This window comes from Wolbachia endosymbiont (group A) of Sympetrum striolatum (assembly GCF_947250715.1).
Taxonomy (GTDB): Bacteria; Pseudomonadota; Alphaproteobacteria; order Rickettsiales; family Anaplasmataceae; genus Wolbachia.
In genome coordinates, this window is sequence record NZ_OX366342.1 from 131,184 (window position 1) to 152,038 (window position 20,855).

Here is a 20,855-nt window from a genome sequence, read left to right on the forward strand (position 1 = left end):
TAGCCACTTGTCTCCAATCAAGAACGTCCTACGGATGTCGTTTTGTTGTCTTTTAATTTATTCACCCAAGAAAAGGTCTCACTACTTTTAGAATTTTGGTCGCCCCACCTTCCACATCTAGTAAAACTGCCTTTTTCTACTGCTTCTTTAACAGACATTCCACCAAATAAACAACCCTTTCCTACGATTTCTCCTATTTCTTGCAACTCATTCCACATTTCTTCATCTTCTACCTCAATTTGTACTTGATGATAGTCTGCTGTGTCATGATATACCATTAAATTTAGCTCTCCTAGGCTAGTATAAAATGTGACTGCAAAAGCACTGTTATCCGATATATCCACGTAGTCTCTTTCACCGCCTTTCCCAGTTTTGACTTCAACTTCACCATCACCTATTTTTATAATATTGCCACCAAGGTTTAAGTCTCCTGTACTTAAGCCCAAATTTTTTGCACCTTCTACAACTTTGGCAACATCAACTATGCAGCTATGTGAAAATTCCATATAGAAGGTCTTATTATCGATTTCTACATTTTCAACAATTCCTTCTATAGTAGCGTTCTCTCCAACTTCCCTGAGTTTTGTGAGCCTACTATATATTTGTGGCTCAATTTCTTTTTGCACCTTTTGATGAATTTCAGTTATTTTCTTATCAACTTGTACATTAAAATCTGCTCCATTTAATGCTAACTTCCTGATTATATCCTCTTGTTTATTCCCTTTGAATTCATCACGATACATCTTAAACATTGTAACGTTAGCGAAGCCAAAGCCATCTTCATTGGCAGCATTTATTCTTATTCCTAAGTCCAAAGCTTCATCGATAACTTTACTTAACTCGTTTATATTTTTAGCTGCAATAGCTTTTTCCAGGAATTCATTTAGTTTCATATTTTCATATTCACTTAGTCTTGTCCTGCATAAAGCTGATCGAAATGGATTGAGCTCCTCAGGATATGTTAAGACAGGTAATTTACTAATCTTTTTATTTGCTATTGGAGCAGCTTTTATAAAACTAGGTAATAATCCTTCTTTTGCTATCAGCTTTATCGCTTTTAACGTTTTGCTAGACAGTCTTTTACCATTTATTTTTTTCATTGTAACCCTCACTTAATTTCATTACTATTCGATCATAACGTGATAAATATTATTTAATTGTTAATATTATACGACTTATTGATTTACTGTATGTTATAATAACAAGTTTTACGGGCATTTACACTAGAAAAACACATCTTGTAAAAATTATTTCAATTTCAATCAAAGTTGGGTATTGTGATTGTAAAACTGAAAGAAATGGATCTCTTGTCTTACTCCACTGAAAAGTTGAAGAAGCATTGTCAGCTACTTGATAATGAAGAAAAAATAATTCTATATGAGCAGCTGCTAGACAAGGCTAAAGACATACTTGAAAATTCAAGAGATAATGTTTCTGAACTGAAAAAGATCAGTAAAGCTGCTGTAGCAATAGAGGAAACCACCGATAAGCAGTTACTAGAAAAGTTTAATGATGACCACCCGCTAAGAGAAGTGGACATTTTAATCTACTCTCCTCAAGGAAATACTGAATATCTATTCAGCATAGATAACTCGTCAGAGCTTTATGATTTAAAAGAAGATAAGGATAAAGCTCTTTATAATGCAGTAAAATCAAATGATGTTGAGCTTGTAAAAAAGCTGCTAATGATCCTTTTACCTACAGAAGTAGGTGATTTTGATGTAGAATACTTGGAAGAATTGAAAATATTGCTGTCAGGAATTCACAAAGAATTGCAATTATCACAAGATATGAAAAATTATCTTGAGAAGACAATAAAATTCTATAGTTTTTTATGTAGTAATTTTAGCTTATTAGTTGCAAATCCTACTGATGTAAAAGCTATGATCAATCTATTTGCTACTCAACCAAATATTGATTACCAAATAGATAAGCTTCTGCTTTCTTTTATTGTGAGAGATGTTGAGGAAAAAAAGCTAAATTCTGAAATCAAACACATGATAGAGCTTCTTGAGCAGCATGAAAGATTTGCTGAGCTCGAATATAAGGTTAGAAGATTAAGATCAAAGTTTGCATGTGGCAAAAGCAGATACTCGGCTGAAGTAATACGAAATAGCATTGTAGAACGAGAAAAAGAGATGAGGGAGATTGAGAAAAAATACATAAGACCAAACGATTTAATTAGCGAGAGGCAGAAATTATTAAAGCAATTACTTTGCTAGCTTTTTTTCCACTTCATAAAATTTGTTGTAAATTTGAATAAGAGGTGAAAAGTGCAATTAGGTAAAAAAATAAAACAACTTAGGTTAGATCGTGCTTTGACACAGACCGAATTGGGAAAGAGAATAGGTGTTTCGTATAGACAGATACAAAAGTACGAAAATGGTTCAAATTGTGTTTTGGCCAGTAGATTATATGATTTAGCAAAAGCACTATCGATAGATGTTGCTAACTTTTTTACTGATATGCACACTGACTCACATGAAGCTTATGATGAAAAAATACTAAAGTTAGTCAAAGGATATAACGAAATTAAGAGCAAAAGGTTACGTAGTGCAGTTTATATATTGGTAAAATCTTTTTCTCAAAGTGATAATACATAGTTAATATTACCTGATACGTAAAATGACTATACAACATCCTATCGATAAACAAATAGGGGAAAGAATAAGGAAAAGAAGGCTAATGTGTGGTTTTAGTCAAAGAGACTTAGGAAAAAAGCTTGAAATTTCATTTCAGCATGTACAAGGATATGAAAGCGGAGAGATTAGGCTTGTAGTTGATAGGTTATATAAATTAGCAGAAGTACTATCGGTTGATATGTCGTATTTTTTTACCAAAGCCTCTGAAGACTTACATGATAAGGCCTTCCATAGCGATGTAGGCAGCGAAGAAATATCAAGGCTAGTGAGGGAATATAGAAAAATTGAGGACGAAACTCTGCGTGACATTGTTCATTTAGTGATTAAGGCTCTTGCTAATACAGGCTTTAAAGCATAAATTCTCTCCTTGAGTCGTTGAAGAAAACTTAAACTTTCATTTTCTTCATCATTTTGCTTTTCTTTCACTTTGATGCGTGTAGTTATACCCTACACAAAGTATAATGTTTTAAAAATAAAAACCTGCACCATAAAATATTGAGATTTAGAATATTAACTTATAAAGTCTTTTCGGCAGTTTTAGTGAGGGTTTATTAGCAAGGATGTTGGAGGTTAGAAATGACTATATCTGAAGGTGTAATACAGGGTATAAGGCATAATGATAAGAACGCGATAAGGGGATGATTTTTTGGTCAAGATGGCTGTGCACCATCCAGCTAAGTTTGATAGCTTAGAAGTAACAAAATTTTTAGTAAATAATAAAGGTGTAAGTTTTAACGCTAAAACTAATGACGAAAACAAGCCTATTCATATTGCAGCTGATTTTTGAAATATCGATATTGTAAAGATTTTCTCTTAATAAGGGAGTAGAAGTTGGTACAAAAGGTAAAAACAATTGGACTCCTTTGCATTATGCTACCAATAAAGGATATCTAGGGATTGTAAAGCTTCTAATAGAAAAGCAACAACAAGAATCATTTATTAATTCTAAAACTACAGATCAGTCTACTATGCTGCCAAGGAAGGACATTTACCATCTGTAGAATTTCTCATAGAAAAAGGAGCAAGAATTGATATTAAAAATTCCAATAATAGATCACCATTGGAACTTGCAAATGATGGAGGACATGAAGAAGTTGAAAATTTACTAAGAAATGAATTACTTCTTGATGCTGTCAAGAGAAAAGACCGCAGTGGAGTAGAAGCTCAACTTGATAAAGGGGCTAATGTTAATTATGTACGTCGAGAAGATGGCTGTGCACCATGCTGTCAGTTATAACCATGAAAATCTTGAGTTTGTGAAGTTCTTAATAGGGAAAGAAAAGGTGAAATTATTTAGCACCAAAGATTAAAGAAGATATAGTAAATGGGAGGCAGCCAAGAAATTTGAAATTAGTTGATTTGAGAGAAATACCGATGCTGTGGAGTGAGCAATTAGAGAAGTTTTACGGCTTAGAATCTTAATTTACAAAAGCAATAGGCAATGGAAAAGACTATGTGCCAGAAAACCAATACTTTAAAACAAAGAATAGGAGGTAAACTAATGTTACAGGAACTGACACTTAATTATGTAATAAAAATAGTGATAATCTTAAACATATGTATGAAACGATTCCAGAACTCCCAAAGTTATTGCGTAAGAGCTAAATGTCCCTGACCGCTCTTCTCCCGCTGAATCATGTGTTGGGTCTGATAAAAGAAATTCTGTAGATATCACAAAAGTCAATTCAATCAAACACAAAAGGCTATACCTATAAAAGAATAAGCATCAAGAGAGAAAAATAATTTCTTTAGAAGAATCTCTAAATTATTAAGTCAACACTTATCCCCCTACTATTTCTTCTCACCTTGAGAGTATGGTTTATACCTCAAAAAATCTTACTTTGAAGATATATCAATTTTTTTACCCCTCTAAGACCTTTCTTTTGTTTACTAATTTTAGTTGACTTCATTAACACACTACTATTTCTTTCGAAGCTCCCATCTTTTGCAGCTGGTCTAAACTATCGATTGGCCTCATAAGAGTAGATGGGACACCTGATTCTTTCACTACAAAATTTGATTGTTTAATAGTTTCAGCTGACTCTATAAGTATTCCACCATTTCTTTCAAAACCTTTATCATTTACAGCTTGTAGAACACTTTTTCCTCCTAAAAAAAAAAAGCAGCTTTCTCCTAGACTTGATTTATCTTTTAATTTGTTAAACTTCTCCTGGTTCTCTCCATCAAGCTTTACTTTTATTATATTACTATCTTTATCACTAGGAGATAGATGAATACTAACCTCGCCTACTTCAGTGGTAAAGGACATTTCAATACCACCTCCTAAGACATCTGTATAATTTCTTTTTCCTCCTACATTTTCAACTCTTACTATACTCTCTCCAATCTGCAGGATGCTACTTTCTATACTAAAGTTTTCATTCACCTTACTATTCATAACCTTTCCAACTTCAACAATACTGTTTTGTGGCAACCTAAAAAGAACAAGATTATTATCTACTTCTACTTGCAGATCATCATCTTGAACTTGTTCATTCTTATTTATTAAACCTTCATATGCGATACTTTTCAGTTTGTCCTTAATTTTTTTACACTCTGTAAAAATAGGCTCATCACTTCCCCACATAATTTCATCTATCATTCTATCATTGTAAAAATCAGACTCTATTTTTGCACCTGCTGATAGTAGCTTATTGACAATATTGAATAAAGGTTCTAAAGCTTCTTCCCACTCATCTATTGCCTCTTCTCTATCATTTTTATACCGTGATCTAGTAGTAGGCGTTATACGCATAACACTACTGGCATTAGCAATATCAATTATTTTTTTGAATACAAAATTTGACACAGTGCATTCATATTGATCACAGCGTAAATTTAGCTTTATTTTTCTTTTCAAATATTCATCTATTAAACGTTCCATCTTTTCTAGAGTTACCTTTGCAGAATTTTCGTATCTATTTTCATGAAACCCTTTCATTATACTTTCCATCTTGTCATGAAATTCATCAATTGAAACTTTTTCGCTCTCAGTTAACAGATTTGCTAAATTCATTAAAATTGAATTTTCTGGAATAAAATAACTTTCAACAACAGTATTTTTATCTTCAACAATGGACTCATTCCAGTCATCAGTTTGTTCTTGACTTAACGATGATGTGCTTTCTTCAAGAGTGTGCTGACCAAAACGCTCCTTATGCTGTTCTTCAGTAGCTAACCTACCATTTGCACAAACCTGCTCATTCTTTAAAATATACTCTAACACCATACTCCCTCCTCAATCTACGAATACATTATGTACAATAATTAGCATGAATAAAAGCCAATGCAAGTATAATTTTTCTAACTTTCATATTTTTTAGAGAGTTGTATTCTCTTACTGTAACTTCATGTAACCCTGAGCCTGTTATCTTTGCTATTCAACAAGATCGTTTCCAGACAAACTCGGGAATTTAGTGGAAACTGCCATATAAATTTGGCCAGTATAATCTATTGTACACCTAATTTGATATGTAAATTCTCAATAACCCTCATCTGCCAGGAAGATCATCTGCAGAACTATGTCCTAAGTTGTCCTTTATACGAAGAACATCCTTAACTGATATAAGAGTATCTGGCCTCTGCGCACGATCATTCCATATAGCGTACGATAAAACTACTGTGTCTCCATCGGTAATACGCTTATAACCTCTACAATGCATATAATCATCTAGTTGGTTATTTGCTTCCCGCTTTTTACTCTGTAATTCACCAGTACCAGAAAACTTTAACTCTATTCCTATCGGGTGAACACCATCTCTACTATCTGGAGACCGTAATAATACCAGATCTAATCTCTCTCCTCCTCCCAGTTGAAATTCAATAATTACCCTAGCTGGATTATCACAGGCGTAAAATAACCCATGCAGTATGGAATGAAATCCAGCCTCTCTAGCGTTATCCCTATTTACTATCCACCTTAACGGAAATAGCACATTAGAAATTGCTTGAAATATTTGTGCATGACGATTTTGTACTTGCCAACCAGTATTCATCATTATATCTGCAGTGCTGTGCACGTTACTGACACCACCTATCTGTGAAAATTCACCTAGAAAAGATCCACCTACTTTACTTTGTAAATAGAGGGCAGGTGAGTCAAATGGTGTTACACCAACAGTTAAACCAAGATCATCCTCGGCTCTTCTTGTTGGGTCCAATCCACATACTACCTCATACACTCTAGCGTTTGGCCAACGTGATAGATCTAGGCCTCGTTCTGGAAATTGGTGAGTTGCTAGTACATGACGTATATTAAGTATAATAACCCTTTCCTCTCTTCCTAATAATGCATGTAAAATCATGGTCAAGGCACGATTTCCAACATTTATTTGTGTAACCCCTCCTTGCAGGTCTAGCATTTTATCGTCATTGTGATAATGGAATAAGTGTTTGGTTACATCTACCCAAATTCCTCTTGTTAACATAATTCTTTTCTTTGCAAATGTAGCATTCCCAAAGGTAAAGCCGGTTGTATAGAGAAATATTCTCCTATCCCTAGCACTAACACCATCCCTATTTCTAATGCCTGGTACAGCAGGTACACCAAACGCTGGGTATAGTAAATAATCTCTAACGCTCTCTTCAATTTCGGCTATTGGTCCATTAAATAGCCTTTTCAATAAAGAAGATTCTCTTTCCAAAAAGCTTTGAGTACTAAGCTGTAAACGTTCATTGTTATCTAAATCAAAATTTAATCCTACACAAACAGCATCCTCCGACGAGGTGTGTATGGATATGGAAGAAACGGGACATCTTGTAACGTAATTTTCAGCTTGCGCCAATGCTCGATCAGCATATCTATCCCTTGCTTGTCCTGCCTTGAGTTCAATTATAATAGGAACAGAATCCATCAATCGTTGTACACCACGTACAAGAAAAGTAATATCTGTATATCCACCCCCCACAAATAACTCAAGGTAAATACCAGCTGTATGACGATACCTAAAATTCATCAAAAACCCTGACAAAAAACCATGATAGTCCGACTCCTTGCTATTGAAGTTCAGTTGCTGATTATACCTATTGTAGAGATTAATTATGTACTGCAAAACATCATCAATAGTATCAACAACATCATCTGCATTATTACTTGCCAAGTCTCCTAATAAACCTGACAGAAAACCTTGTTGTATACCAAAGTTCCTGGTGATCTCTTCAAAGCCATTACATAGAGATGCTGAATTTCCAGTAAATGTGTTTCTCTCACGAATTTTTACACATTTTATTGCTTCCTCTTCTTAGTCTTCTCCCAGATTTTCTGCCCATGCAAATGTTTTATACTCTTCCCATGCAAACCGCCCAGCCCGTGATGCAACATTCTGCTGTTGTAAATTATTCTCTATCCACAATTTCTCTTGCTGACTAAATCTTGAACCAAAACTATTTTGTCTATCGGCAATAGTAAAACATCTTACAATTCCGTAGCCTCTTCTATCTCTGTCATTAGTTAATACAGCAACCTTTAAGTTTCCTTTTCTAGGTTCATTCGGATTGTTGTCAAAACGAAAATAAATTTTTTCATTATCTGCAACATCAGAATCAAACGCAGTAGCAAACATACCAAAAAAGAATGCAGGAAAAAAGCGATCCTTACCCACCGAGTGCAAAAAAGATGGACACTGATCCAAGAAAGATTCAAACCTTTCTACAAACTCTTGGCAATTTCCGTTTAACAAACTTCTAATCAGTCCAATATTTTCACCATTGTTATGCATAAAACACCTCTATTTACTACAACCAGATAAACCGCTAACGCCAGGAGATCCTAACATAGACTGCGGGTCACCAGAGTCACCAGAGCCACCAAAGTCACCGCCACCTCTATGAGGAATAGGTAACTTATCTAGCTCAGAAAACAACTCCTCTGCCAGCTTGCCATAATCAACACCACTCTTCATACCAGGTCTACCAACCATTTTTAGGTTGCTAATTAAATAATTTTTAAAATTCACAAAATCCTCCTGTGTACAATACTCTTTTGCAAACTGTAAAATCTCTAACAGCTCGTCTTTTTTTCCAGTATCACCTTCACCTAAAGCACAACCGCGCTCCCAATCTACAATTAATCCAGCAAGCATGCGTTTGATAGGGACTCTACCATTTGAAAAAACAGCAGCCTTTTTATTCTCATTAAAGCGATTGCACCTCCAAATATCCATAGTAATTGATCTAGCTTGAACACCTGACTCAGGACTTTCTAGCATTACATTTGAAAGTGAGGAAAGAAGGAGTGCATAATCATGATGTGAAAGTATTTTGTCTGCAGGTACTGAAACTTCTTCATAGCACCAGCGCTTCACCATATCTCGAACTGTACCAAGAAAACTCCAACGTATCAAACCATTAAGAAGTGAATATACTCCTTGATTTTTTTCTAACAACTTAAGCAATAGCTCATGTTTTGCTGGATCATCCATTTTATACAGGCAAAAATCTAAAACGGTAGCACGATTGTAGTTACATTGAATAGTGGACAAGGTAGTAACTGCACTAATAGCTTCCTCCTCTCTTTCTTGCCGGCTTAAAAGGTTATAGAAATATTCTACCCCCTCGCTCCATTTAAGATCTACAGCTTCTCGGAAGCCATCTACGTTATTATATTCCTTTAATGTTCCAGATTCTCTATTAATCCAAAAGCTAAATACAGGATCATAACTTCCCATAGACTCAAGCAAATCACTTCTTATATATTTGTCATCTACAGGATTACCATCCATGTCTACTGCACCGGGAGAGACTCTACCTTTGTAAGAATCAAATTGCTCTTGAAAGAGCGGATAAATTTTATCTACCACACAATACCTACAAGCCATGTTATACCTACAAAATGGATTCTCTATTTCATCTATTTTTTTCTCAGTTAGCTTCTGTCCTAGGATGTGATTATTTAATTTTGTATCCGACCAGCAACTTTCATCGCGAAATATGTTGTATAAGAATTGCCACTCACTATCTTCTAAATACTCTATTTGTTCAATGTAGGTTTTCACCCATCTTTCAATCGCTAAATGCCTTTCAGCAGCAATTTTAGAATCTGTATGTTCAATAACACTTTGTAACTTATTAAGTACTGTAGCATGACGTTCTGTTTTTCTTGGCATTTGATCTCCTAAAAAAATACTTATGGCATTATGTAAAAGTTAGAATTAAATAGCAACCTAAAATTACTAGGGATAAAAAACTTCATGAAAAACATTTTCTATATTGAACGGATACAAAAATTCTATTGGAATTTACAGACAATACCTTAATTTCTCAGCGTCATAAAAATTTTAAATGTTTACTTTGTTTAAAAAGAAAAAAGATCGTATATTTGTGAGAACAAGCAGCGTAAAAATAAGGTTATAAAAATAGAAGATTTAAATTATTTTAATAAGCTTAGGTAAAACAGTTCGTATGTAGATATGGATCAAATGGGCTAATATGGCTAGTTTTACCGTATAGTAAAATTATTATAAATAAAAGTTCGTATGTATCACATGGTAGCCCACTGTGTATCAAGAAGCAACAGCGTAATAGGTGCATATTGTAGAAGATTAAAGAAACGGCTAGGAGCACCAAAAGCGATTACTGCTACGGCAAGGAAATTAGCGTGTATCTTCTACAGTATGTTAAAGTATGGACAAGAGTATGTTGAGAGAGGGATTGACTACTATGAGAAACTGTATAAACCCCAGTTATGGATTAACCAACACAGTAAGGCTTAGAAATAGAAGGCTTTTTCGACTGCATGGAATATGAAATGAATGTTGAAAAAATATGTACCAAAAAATTTATTGGCGATCTGTGGCGTGTATGTTCAAGCTCAAATTTATTTTTCAAACAACCAAAGACTGTCTCAATAATCGATCTTTTCCTTAGTAAAATCTTCTCTTTAAGTGAAATTAGTGCGTTTTTCATACCTTTTTTTACTTTAGTGACTAGCTTCAGGCCTCTATCGAAGAGTTTCTCAAAGAGCTCTTTCTTTATATAGCCTTTATCTCCAAACAAAAGTCCAGTCAGTCTTTTAGTTATAGTTGGCACAGGCTTTCTGTCATCAACGTTGCCTTTGGTTAGAGTAAGTTTTCTCCAATTTCATTAATCACCAAGTGCAATTTAAAGCCAAAAAACCAACCATACGTGCTCTTACCAATTTCTGCTAAACCATCAAAACTTTGTTCCTAGAGATCCTTTTCTTGTGACAAACGGCAATTGTAGAAGTGTCGATATAAAAAGTACCTGTCATTTTCGCTTGTTCGCAGAACCATTGAAGAAGTAATACTAAATACCGTAAAACTCTCGGCTTTAAGGCAATAAATCTGTGATATGAAGGCATCTTTAAAAACTCTGATCTATAGAGTAGTTGAAGATAACAAAGATAAAAAGCCTTGAAGTTTTTACATGGCGATTGGTGATATAACAAGATTATGGTTAGAATTTCTGAGTGCGCTATTTCTGGTACTCTTGTTGGTTTCTTGCCATTTGATAAGAACTTATTTGCAAAATTTTCATCTACTGCACGACAAAAATCCTCGACGCAGCAGTAAAGTTCTGTAATATCTTTCTTCATGGGTAACCTCTTAATTTATTGCTAAAATATTCGAGTTTACCCTATTTCCCTCTTTATTAATTCTACTTTTATCTTTTTTCTAATCCATAACTGAGGTTATAAGGAGAGAGTATTGAAGAATTTAAACAAAAAGGCCAGTGAACTTGGTTATACTTTAATAAAAAAACATGAACTAATAGAGGGAGTTTGTTAGAAGCTTTCTTATGAAGTATATAACAATGTTGCAAAAAATAATATCATAGGATTCGGGGGAATGTTCAAAAAAGTGTGTCAAACCGAGAAGTAAAAATAAAATAGAAACAAAAAATGGAGGTTTGACACAGTTTATTTAACCATACGCGTCAAGTTAAGGGAAAATGAGCAAATTTAGGGAAGTTAAGGTAGATACTCTAGTTTTTCGGGAATGTTCAAAAAAGTGTGTCAAGCCGCATTTTTAGTTCAACTCAATTTTCAATCTATCTGGAAAGAAAATATCAAGTTGAGACATAGTTAAAGCCCAATTAGGGAGAGCCATAATCCACTTTTGCTCTACCTTTTTTATAGCACAATATACCTGTTTGTACAAGGCATTTGTACTAGTAAATGAACCCTTAGTTTTAGTAAATTTCCTGATTTGTCTATGCAACCCCTCAATTGGATTAGTGGTGTAAATCAGCTTCCTAACTGGCCCAGAATACTTAAAATAACTGAATAAGTTTTCCCAATTGTTCTGCCAGGATTTTATAACTAAAGGATACTTTTCTCCCCATTTTTCTTCCAGCTCAAGCAGATAATTCTCAGCAATTTCTTTACTTGAAGCACGATATATTTTTTTCAGATCATTCATGAAAACTTTCACATCTTTACTGGATACATATTTCAGAGAATTTCTTATTTGGTGTACTATACATAGCTGCACTTCTGCACTGGGAAATACACTGTTGATGGCTGCAGGAAAGCTTTTTAACACAGGCAATCAGAATATCTTCTACTCCTCTTTCTTTGAGGTCATTTAGCACTCCTAACCAGAACTTCACTTTCAGCCAAATAAAAACCTAGTACTTCTTTTCTGCCATTTTGATCTATGCCCAATATATTGTACATACATTTACTTACGCAATGTCCATCCTCCTTGAACTTAAAGAACATCCCATCCATAAATACTATCGGGTATACTGATTGCAGTGGACGACTACGCCATTCATTGATTACTGGCAGTAATTTGTAGGTAATACTTGATATCTCTGCTGCCGATATTTTGTGATCATAAATTTCCTCAACGTGTGACGCTATATCTCTATAGCTCATACCACTGGCAAATGTGCTCAAAATCTTCGTTTCAAGCTCTGGATGTAAGCTTGTTTGCCTTTTTTTGATTATTTGCGGCTCAAAACTTCCTTCTCTATCTCTTGGCATTAACAGCTCAAATGAACCTGCACTTGTACGTAAAGTCTTTCCATTCCTCCCATTTCTGCGATTATTTTCTTCACTTTCAGCTAATAAATGGTTTTCTATTTCACCTTCTAGACTCGCCTCCAGCAGCTTTTTTATAAATGGTGTTAATGCTCCCTCCTTTCCTGTCAACGGTTTTCCTTCTCGTATAGACGACAGGATATTTGTTTCCAACTCTTTATAATCTACCAATCCGTTAGTTCTGTTTACTACTTTTTGACTCATTGTCAAACCTCCATTTTTTTATATCAATTTATTACTTTTTTTCGGTTTGACACACTTTTTTGAACATTCCCAGTTTTTCTGTACTCGTCTTTTAATGAAAATCGTGACCAAGTTATGGTAAGCTTTTTAAGAAAAATTTTCAAACTATTAACTCTATTCTTTAGTGCTAAAAATAACTCTCTAATTCGCCTTTTAAGCTCAATAAATGCCTTTGTTAAGCTAAGCTCCGTATATTTTTTCAGTTCTGTACAACCCACTATTCCATGAAATATAAGAATTGCACATAATTTAGCATATAATTCACATAATACTCTGTATGGCTTTCCTCTCAGCTTATCAAGCCTTATATTACTCTTATATAATTTGAACAATAATTCAATTTGCCACCTTACTCTGTAGAATGTTCTAGTAAATCTATTTTTTGACCTGTCTCTATATCATATATATTCGTATCAGATTTATAACGACTTATAAAATAAGCTCCCGTTTCATAGATCTGTTTAAAAGAACTTGGGACAAAATAACCAAGGTCAGATATTAGCAAATCGTTACTTGATATATCGATCAAATGCTCCCTATAACCTTGATCTGACCTTACTCCCTCCTTTATGTTAAGTTGATCCAATGTCTGATTTAAGTAATCAAAAACTAATTGTAACTTTATTCCAGACTTAGTGTTACTCTCATAACCTTTGTAACTAGTACCATACCCTTTATATAGATTTTCCATACTGTTAGGCAGAGCTACTATCCAATAACTCGACGCTTTTAAATTGCTGCAAGATTCTAAAATCAATTTGCAGGGTATTTTTAAATAAAGCCATAGATTCATTGTACATCCTTTTCATAAATTCTACTAGTAAACCTGAAATCTAAACCCTGTTTCGTTATTATCACAGATTCTTCATTTAATAATTGGCACATTGTATCTATGCTGCAGTTTGCAACTCCTATATTACCCAAAATTATAGCTTTTATGAATGATGAACCACTCAATTTTCTCTTCCTTTTTACAAATCCTGTTTCAATTGATACCTCATTTGCCATTTCATTGAAAAATTTGTTGAGGTAATTTGATAAGCAAGTTATTTTATTCATCATTAGTTCTCTCACTAAAATATATCCGAGAGAACTTATACCTTGTTATCCTATCTTCTTCATACCTTTATTTCCTTAACTTGACGCGTATGCTTCTTTGAACGCTCTCACATTCCCTAACCAGATTGTAAGTTAAAAACATGATATAAATGAAGTAAGAGGGAAGATAACTCTACTCACTATAGGAATAGAGTTATCACGGGCGTGTGCGACCGAAAACCAATTGGTATTACAACCGTTTGTATCAAGGTACACTAGCCCTATTTCTCGATACGTTTGAATAGTTGTTTGGGAAATATATATACGCCCGTTTACAATCTTAAATTAACTAAAACTATCGAGGTTTATTATGGTTACATCTTATCAAAATTTTATTGGCATTGACATCGGAAAATTTAAAAATGTTGCTGCAGTTTACAACCAAAATAACATTATCAAGTTCGACAATAATGCTGATGGTTGGCAACTGTTGTTTAAAAAGTTTTCAGATATCTTACCTAATTCTTTGGTAACTTTAGAAAATACAGGCAAATATGAGCTTGGTTTATCACATTTTCTTGTTGGCAAGAATATTGCAGTACATCAAGCAAATACTCGAAAAGTAAAAAGTTTTATCTTGTCTCACGGAACTTTAGCAAAGTCTGATAAATCAGATGCGATGGCTCTTGCTCAATACGGATGTGAACGCCATAAAACTCTCTCTCTATTTGTACCTACTTCAAAAGAACAATCAACTCTAGCTGCACTGTGTCAACGTCGTGATGACATTACGCAAATGAGAACTCAGGAAAAGTGTAGACTGGAAGCTCCTGAAAATGACCATATAAAGGAAAGTTGCCAGAAGACCATTGAATTTTTCAATAATCAAATAAACGAACTCAATGACACTATACAAAAAATTATTGATGAAAGCCATGAGCTACAACAACGTCAAAAAATCCTTAAAACAGTTCCTGGAATAGGCAAAAAGTTATCACAAGACTTTTTGTGTTTAATGCCAGAGCTTGGCTACTTAAGTAGAAAAGAAGTAGCAAGTCTTGCCGGAGTAGCACCTCATCCTAAGGAAAGTGGTAAAGCTGTTGGTTACCGAAGGATTATGGGCGGTAGAAGTAATGTTCGTTCAAAGCTCTTCACATCAGCCATAGCTGTTACAAAGTCAAAATCTGTACTTGGTGCCTTTTATTCTAAGCTTGTTGAAAGTGGTAAGAAGAAGATGGTGGCTATAACAGCTCTTATGCGTAAAATTATAGTAATTGCTAATGCAAGACTTAAAGCAGCAATTGCTTCACACAGTAGCAACTGACAATGAATATTGTGAATAAGTACGTCCACACAAACTTAAAGTACTTATTCACATATTCATTGGCTTAAGCAGGCAATAGCTGTTTAACATAAAATTCTATTCCTATGACGAATGGATTTTTATTACCTACATGATTGGATCAAGTTGCAAAATTACACAATAAAAAATTTTTTAAAAAACATAGTTGATACAACTATAACTTTTATTGTTTAATAACATTTGTGCCATTCTCTCTAACTTGAGCTTATGGTTTAAAGTACTTAATGACTAAGAGCATAATTATTACTACAAATAGGTGGTCTTAGGCTTTCAAGATGACTATTTACTTTCAGCGAATCGTCCAAATCATGCTCTATTTTTTGTGTTTTTATCTCGAATTTAAATCCTAATTTTTCGCAGAATTTTTGAAAATATTCTTTAATAATATCAAACAAAATCAGTACAAAAGTAAAATCTGATATGTTAGTGTCCGTAACGAAGTTTGATAACCCAGGAGAAAAAATATGCGATCTATAGACTTCACTTGAATTTGTACTTGAGTCTCAATATGGTAAAGATGGTGTAACCTATAAAGATGGCAAATTATTACTTACTATTCCTAAGGAACTAAAAAATTATAAAGGGGAAAGTAGGATTGGATCAGCACAATCAATAGACATTGTTTTATTCTTGCTATATTCCCCTTTTAATCCATATTCCAAGAGTGAACTTTCAAGAATAGGGATGCTTACAGCAAATTCATACCCCGCTTGGTTACAATTAGTGATTATTTCTTCTAAAATAGAGTCATTTGGAACACTTGCTTCTGCGTATTGGAACATTTCCTTAAAAACTTCTTTTACAAATGGGCGATAGTTCTTATTCTCATCTCCTACTTTTAGTAATAGATGCAGATGCTCTCTTCCAGCATTGTAAAATCTCTCGAAATCTTTCCAATATGAGTTGGTTTTCTGATTATCAGGAATTTCAGAATCTTTGCAGTGACTTTCCCATAATTCACATAATGCATTATATGCAAGTTCTTTTTCAAGATCCTTGAGGACTGAATCAACAAAAGCTCTACCATAATCTGTATCTATTTCTCTTTGTTTTTTTTTCTTGCAGTTTCATTACTGTATATATCATAACTATTAAAAAGGTTGCTTTTGCGATATTGAGCTCCTTCCATTAACGCAGAGGTTAAAACTGTATCTATAATTTTTCCATTAATAACAAAGTTCATTCTTGGAAAATCGAATTGTTTCACCAGAGTTTGCTGATTTATTGCTCTCACCAGCCTTTAATTCACTAAAACCAAATTCTTTAATTTTAGCCTTCAATGTAACTATTGGATTTGCCTCACTCATACTCCCTCTTTCTTCAAAGTCAATTATACCATAAGAGTTATTAATAGATTATTGACAATATGTAAGCGTAACAAAGGCTTTACACTATCTGTATAATAAACGCTAAGACAAAAATTTAGATCTAGAAAAGATAATTGAACTTTATTACATTCCATCTATAATAATTTAAAGTAGCAAGCCTCAAACTAGAAGCCTGCTATTACTTACTGGTTACTTTACATCAATTCTCTTGATATGTTTCTCCGACTTAGGTATGGTTACGTGCAATACTCCATCTGAAAAATTAGCAGACACTTTATCTTGCTCTACATTTACTGGAAGCTGAATAGACCTATAGAAAGATCCATAGTATCTTTCTCGATGGTAAAACTGCTTATCTTTTGACTCGTTATTACACGTCTTTTCACCCTTCACTATTAAGCTATCGCTAGATATACTAATGTCTATGCTTTCTTTGGAAATACCTGGTAGCTCTAGTGAGAGACAATAGCTTTCTTTTGTTTCATAAAAATCGCAAGCTGGTAATAGACTACTACCTCTTCTGGAAAGCTCTGAGTCCCATCCTGTAAAGAAGCTATCAAATATGTTATCAACGGCTCTTTGTAGTCCTCTTACACTAAAGTTATCACAGTTATTGTTTTTATTTGAATGAACTATATTACTCATGTTGTACCTCCTTTCACTAATATATGCATTACATAATCATTCTACTTACTAATTTCAATCCTAAATCTAAAGTCAGAGCTTTTGTTAGATGTGAAAAGTTGTTCCAATTTACTATGACTTGATTATGAGAAAAAAATCTTATTTGGATTACCATGGGTAATGCTATAAACTAGATTAATTGTAGTACGTAGAGTTATTGCATTCCTCCCATTTCTGCGATTATTTTCTTCATCTTCATTTGATAAGTATTTTACTTTCCAAACTTACCTCCAATGATTTATTTAATATTCCCCAACTTTTAGTGCACTAAATTTGCTCATTTTTCCTTAACTTGACACGTATACTTTTTTGAATATTCCCATAAAACCTTTAAAATAATCTTTAAATTACTAAAGCCATTACTTAATGTTGAAAGTAGCTTGTTCTGCTATTTTTCCTTAACTTAAACGTACTGTACTTGAGATGTACTTGAGGTAATCACTACATTGTTAATATTAGTATTAGGATTACTGATGCTAAGAGGGTTACAAGCATCTATCAAAATTCTTAAGTCTTCGTTACTCAGGTAGCTAAATATTTTTTCAGTACAGTCATATAGTAACTCAGGAAAATTGTTAAAGAGAAAATGGAAAATTTTATTGCCTTGTTCAAGTAACTCTTTTCTTTCCATACCCTTTCTGAAATGACTTTCGATCATACTAGAATATATTGGAAATTTTGTTTTATAGTCGTCTGATTTTAAAACCTGCACTATATTTTCATTCCTCATATATATTGCTAATGAGCTTGTACCTTTTGCCAAGATATCATAAAATGAAATGTTAGGATTATTAATCTTCTCACTCTTCATCCTTGCTATTTCTTCCTCACATTCATCCTGAAAGCCACTTATTTCACCACTGATACTCATTGATAGTAAATTTTTTTCACTTACATATAAATTTGCGGTTTTCATTTTAACTATGTGGCGTTTAAGAGCTTCAGCAGTTACTTCACACGAACAGACACCACGATCAGGATCGTAATAACCATCATCATCAGAGTCATAGTTGTTGAGTTGACTATAGAATGACCTTATACCAGCCATAGCAGAATCAAGTGGTGTATGATTATTTCTACTCGTAATATTAATATCAGAGCCATATTCCAAAAGAGTTGTAACAACTTCTTCATGTCCTTCTTTAGAAGCAATGTGAAGTGCTGTTCTGCCATACTCATCTCTAGAGTTAATATCAGCACCAAATTTCAAGACAGTCTCAATAATTTCCTGGTAACCTTTTTGAGCAGCCAGGTGCAGTGGTGTTATGTCACTTTTAATTTTAGAACCAACTTTAGCACCGCATTCTAGCAATACTTTTACAACCTCTTTATGGCCTTTTTGAGTTGCAATATGAAGTGCAGTTATTCCATCTTTTTGCTTAGCGTTTGCGTTAGCTCCTTTGTTCAAGAGCATTTTGCTAATTACTTCATTTCCTTGTTGAGCAGAAAGATGGAGAGGTGTTATATCACTTTTAACTGTAGAATTAACATCTGCATTATATTCTAAAAGAGCTTCAACAACTTTCGTATATCCTTTCTGAGCAGCAGCATGAAGCGTCGTAATACCATTTTTGGTTTGAGCATTTATATTAGCTCCCTTACTTAGAAGCAGTTTAGCAATTTCTCCCTTAATATTAATATCAGGATCTTCATTAGTAAGAAATCCAAAAAAACCTTCACTCTCACTTAAAGCAGTAAAATGCAATGCTGTTCTTCCATATTTATCACTAGCGTTAATATCAGTATCGTGTTGCAAAAGAGCTTCAACGATTTCTATGCATTCCTTCTTAACAGCAATATTCAATAGATCAGGACTATCTTTTATATTAGCTCTATTAGTTAAAAGTAGCTTGGTAATTTTTAAATCGGCATTCTCAATAGCATAAAATATTGGAGTTTTTCCGGTTTTATCTTGAGCATTTATGTCAGCTTCATAGCTTATCAACAATTTAGCTACTTCTTCCTGTTTGTTTTTGGCTGCACTATGTAAAGGTGTAAAACCTTCTTTAAATGTTGAATTGTATAACGTATTAACGTCAGCACCATACTTTAATAGGTCTTCAATAATTTTCAAATATCCTTTTTCAACAGCAGCATGTAATAACTTAGGATTATTTGCATCTTCTGGGTTAACAATAAGGCCATATTCTAGAAGAGCCTCAACAATCTTTTTACACTCTTCTCCATAGCCGTACACTGCGATTTTAAGAGAGCTTCTGTTACTTTGATGATTAATATCAGGACAATACTTTAAAACATCCTCAACAATCATTAAATATCTTTTTTCAACAGCGAGGTGTAGTGTGGTTTTGCCATCTTTGTCCTGATTATCAACTTTAGCTCCATGTTGTAAGAGCAGCTTTACAACTGTTTTACGTCCTGTTTTGGTAGCAATATGAAGTGGCGTTAAATTACTATTTGTGCTAGCATTAATATCAGCACCTTTATTCAAGAATAATTTCACAGCTTCTTCATTGCCTAGTTCAGAAGCAAAATGTAGTGGCGTATATCCTTCCTTCAATGTGAAAGAATGAGTACAAGCACCATGGTTTAGAAGATCTTCGGCAATATGCATATATCCTTTCTTAGCAGCAATATGAAGAGGGGTTATACTATCTTCCCCTTTAACATCAACATTAGCACCTCTACTTAAAAGCAACGTGATAACTTCTTTACTACCTTTTTCAACAGCAAAGTGCAGTGGTGCATAACCTTTTTTCCATGTTGAAGTACACACACAATTAACATAAGCTCCATATTTTAAAAGATGCTCAACAATCTGTAAATACTCTCTCTCAGCTGCAATATGAAGAGGAGTTATACCATCATTGCTTCTGACGTTAATGTTAGCTCCACGATTTAAAAGTAGTTCAGTAATTTCCATTTTCTTATTTTCAATCGCATTGTGAAGCGGAGTTCTGCCATACTGATTTTTAGCATCAATTTTAGCACCTCTGTCTAGAAGCATCTTAACAATTTCTATGTCACCATTTATAGCAGCAAAATGAAGTGGAGTATTAGAAGGTTTTTTGTTTTTGCTGTTAACTTTAGAACCGTTTGTTAAAAGTAGTTTAGTAACCGCTGTATGTTTATTCTCAATAGCATCACGAAGTAAAACATATCCTTCTGACCATGCTTGTGAATAAGATAGTCCAAAAGAATTAATTAACTCCCTTGCTCTTTCTAGTCTTCCTTCACGAACTGCAGAAATTAAACTGTAGCTTGTATTATCATTGCCTAGCATAACTACTTACCCTCCAGATTATAACATTTTCCTTATATTAATATAATCATAAATATATGATATATTATCCACAGTATATAATATAAGTCAAATTAGTTTAAACATAATATTTTTACTATCTTGCAGTGTTTTAGTTTCTGTAATAAATCCAGGTGTTTACATATACTCTCCTTTAACGCAATAAATATGTCTAATAGAATAAAATGGTAAACTTGTAGCTGTGATGTGGAGTATAAAGTAGCCCATGTACCAAAAATTTGTACTTTTTTCTATATTCCTTAATTTGACTCTATGGCTTGCTGAAACTCAG

At 33.7% G+C, this 20,855-nt stretch carries 15 protein-coding genes and 7 pseudogenes; 9 read left to right on the top strand and 13 right to left on the bottom strand.

Features of this window, described 5'->3' with window-relative positions; all coding sequences use genetic code 11:
• Nucleotides 1-17: 17 nt before the first annotated feature.
• Complete coding sequence (locus tag OOK87_RS00695; protein WP_264687766.1) at nucleotides 18-1,100, bottom strand: hypothetical protein; 1,083 nt, start codon at nucleotides 1,098-1,100, stop codon at nucleotides 18-20.
• 177 nt (nucleotides 1,101-1,277) lie between these two features.
• On the opposite strand from OOK87_RS00695, the gene OOK87_RS00700 reads away from it, so the two are divergent.
• The 7 genes and pseudogenes from OOK87_RS00700 to OOK87_RS00725 form a co-directional block, all read left to right on the top strand.
• A complete protein-coding gene (locus OOK87_RS00700; RefSeq protein ID WP_264687767.1) occupies nucleotides 1,278-2,222 on the top strand; it encodes a hypothetical protein in 945 nt (314 codons plus the stop codon).
• A gap of 51 nt (nucleotides 2,223-2,273) precedes the next feature.
• On the top strand, nucleotides 2,274-2,603 hold the full coding sequence (locus OOK87_RS00705) for a helix-turn-helix domain-containing protein (RefSeq protein WP_264687768.1): 330 nt from the start codon (nucleotides 2,274-2,276) through the stop codon (nucleotides 2,601-2,603).
• Nucleotides 2,604-2,625: 22 nt separating this feature from the next.
• Nucleotides 2,626-3,000 (top strand): helix-turn-helix domain-containing protein, encoded by a 375-nt coding sequence (locus OOK87_RS00710; protein ID WP_007549999.1) that lies wholly within the window; start codon nucleotides 2,626-2,628, stop codon nucleotides 2,998-3,000.
• A gap of 297 nt (nucleotides 3,001-3,297) precedes the next feature.
• Nucleotides 3,298-3,429 carry an ankyrin repeat domain-containing protein gene (locus tag OOK87_RS00715; protein WP_007551899.1) on the top strand — a complete coding sequence of 44 codons (132 nt, stop codon included), beginning with the start codon at nucleotides 3,298-3,300 and terminating at the stop codon, nucleotides 3,427-3,429.
• Nucleotides 3,430-3,457: 28 nt separating this feature from the next.
• Nucleotides 3,458-3,643, top strand: a pseudogene (locus OOK87_RS07385) (ankyrin repeat domain-containing protein); the annotation flags it as partial.
• Nucleotides 3,619-3,879, top strand: a pseudogene (locus OOK87_RS00720) (hypothetical protein); the annotation flags it as partial. The pseudogenes OOK87_RS07385 and OOK87_RS00720, both read left to right, overlap by 25 nt.
• Before the next feature lie 50 nt (nucleotides 3,880-3,929).
• Nucleotides 3,930-4,064, top strand: a pseudogene (locus tag OOK87_RS00725) (zinc ribbon domain-containing protein); the annotation flags it as partial.
• Between the two features lie 487 nt (nucleotides 4,065-4,551).
• Here the strand turns inward: OOK87_RS00725 and OOK87_RS00730 are convergent.
• The 4 genes from OOK87_RS00730 to OOK87_RS00745 form a co-directional block, all read right to left on the bottom strand.
• Nucleotides 4,552-5,871 (bottom strand): hypothetical protein, encoded by a 1,320-nt coding sequence (locus tag OOK87_RS00730; RefSeq protein ID WP_264687769.1) that lies wholly within the window; start codon nucleotides 5,869-5,871, stop codon nucleotides 4,552-4,554.
• Nucleotides 5,872-6,133: 262 nt separating this feature from the next.
• The gene (locus OOK87_RS00735) at nucleotides 6,134-7,741 is read right to left on the bottom strand and encodes a hypothetical protein (RefSeq protein WP_264687770.1); all 1,608 of its coding nucleotides are present in this window, start codon (nucleotides 7,739-7,741) and stop codon (nucleotides 6,134-6,136) included.
• Between the two features lie 141 nt (nucleotides 7,742-7,882).
• Nucleotides 7,883-8,359, bottom strand: a complete 477-nt coding sequence (locus tag OOK87_RS00740) for a hypothetical protein (RefSeq protein WP_264687771.1) — start codon at nucleotides 8,357-8,359, stop codon at nucleotides 7,883-7,885.
• 9 nt (nucleotides 8,360-8,368) lie between these two features.
• The gene (locus tag OOK87_RS00745; RefSeq protein ID WP_264687772.1) at nucleotides 8,369-9,745 is read right to left on the bottom strand and encodes a hypothetical protein; all 1,377 of its coding nucleotides are present in this window, start codon (nucleotides 9,743-9,745) and stop codon (nucleotides 8,369-8,371) included.
• Between the two features lie 372 nt (nucleotides 9,746-10,117).
• On the opposite strand from OOK87_RS00745, the pseudogene OOK87_RS00750 reads away from it, so the two are divergent.
• Nucleotides 10,118-10,351: pseudogene (locus OOK87_RS00750) on the top strand (IS110 family transposase); the annotation flags it as partial.
• Here OOK87_RS00750 and OOK87_RS00755 read toward each other — a convergent pair.
• The 3 pseudogenes from OOK87_RS00755 to OOK87_RS00765 all read right to left on the bottom strand — a co-directional run bounded on the left by OOK87_RS00755 (nucleotide 10,329) and on the right by OOK87_RS00765 (nucleotide 13,947).
• Nucleotides 10,329-11,193: pseudogene (locus OOK87_RS00755) on the bottom strand (IS982 family transposase). The pseudogenes OOK87_RS00750 and OOK87_RS00755 overlap by 23 nt on opposite strands.
• A 433-nt stretch (nucleotides 11,194-11,626) precedes the next feature.
• Nucleotides 11,627-12,849: pseudogene (locus tag OOK87_RS00760) on the bottom strand (IS256 family transposase).
• A gap of 23 nt (nucleotides 12,850-12,872) precedes the next feature.
• A pseudogene (locus OOK87_RS00765) lies at nucleotides 12,873-13,947 on the bottom strand (IS4 family transposase).
• A 349-nt stretch (nucleotides 13,948-14,296) separates the two neighbouring features.
• Here OOK87_RS00765 and OOK87_RS00770 point away from each other — a divergent pair.
• Nucleotides 14,297-15,250, top strand: a complete 954-nt coding sequence (locus tag OOK87_RS00770) for an IS110 family RNA-guided transposase (RefSeq protein ID WP_264687773.1) — start codon at nucleotides 14,297-14,299, stop codon at nucleotides 15,248-15,250.
• Between the two features lie 614 nt (nucleotides 15,251-15,864).
• Here OOK87_RS00770 and OOK87_RS00775 read toward each other — a convergent pair.
• From OOK87_RS00775 to OOK87_RS00795, 5 genes are all read right to left on the bottom strand, one after another.
• Nucleotides 15,865-16,071, bottom strand: a complete 207-nt coding sequence (locus OOK87_RS00775) for a hypothetical protein (RefSeq protein ID WP_264687774.1) — start codon at nucleotides 16,069-16,071, stop codon at nucleotides 15,865-15,867.
• Nucleotides 16,072-16,325: 254 nt separating this feature from the next.
• Nucleotides 16,326-16,472, bottom strand: a complete 147-nt coding sequence (locus OOK87_RS00780) for a hypothetical protein (RefSeq protein ID WP_264687775.1) — start codon at nucleotides 16,470-16,472, stop codon at nucleotides 16,326-16,328.
• On the bottom strand, nucleotides 16,456-16,596 hold the full coding sequence (locus OOK87_RS00785; RefSeq protein ID WP_264687776.1) for a hypothetical protein: 141 nt from the start codon (nucleotides 16,594-16,596) through the stop codon (nucleotides 16,456-16,458). Before OOK87_RS00785 ends, OOK87_RS00780 begins: the two co-directional genes overlap by 17 nt.
• A gap of 210 nt (nucleotides 16,597-16,806) precedes the next feature.
• The gene (locus tag OOK87_RS00790) at nucleotides 16,807-17,262 is read right to left on the bottom strand and encodes an Hsp20/alpha crystallin family protein (protein ID WP_264687777.1); all 456 of its coding nucleotides are present in this window, start codon (nucleotides 17,260-17,262) and stop codon (nucleotides 16,807-16,809) included.
• Nucleotides 17,263-17,704: 442 nt separating this feature from the next.
• Nucleotides 17,705-20,545, bottom strand: a complete 2,841-nt coding sequence (locus tag OOK87_RS00795) for an ankyrin repeat domain-containing protein (RefSeq protein ID WP_264687778.1) — start codon at nucleotides 20,543-20,545, stop codon at nucleotides 17,705-17,707.
• Between the last annotated feature and the right edge of the window lie 310 nt (nucleotides 20,546-20,855).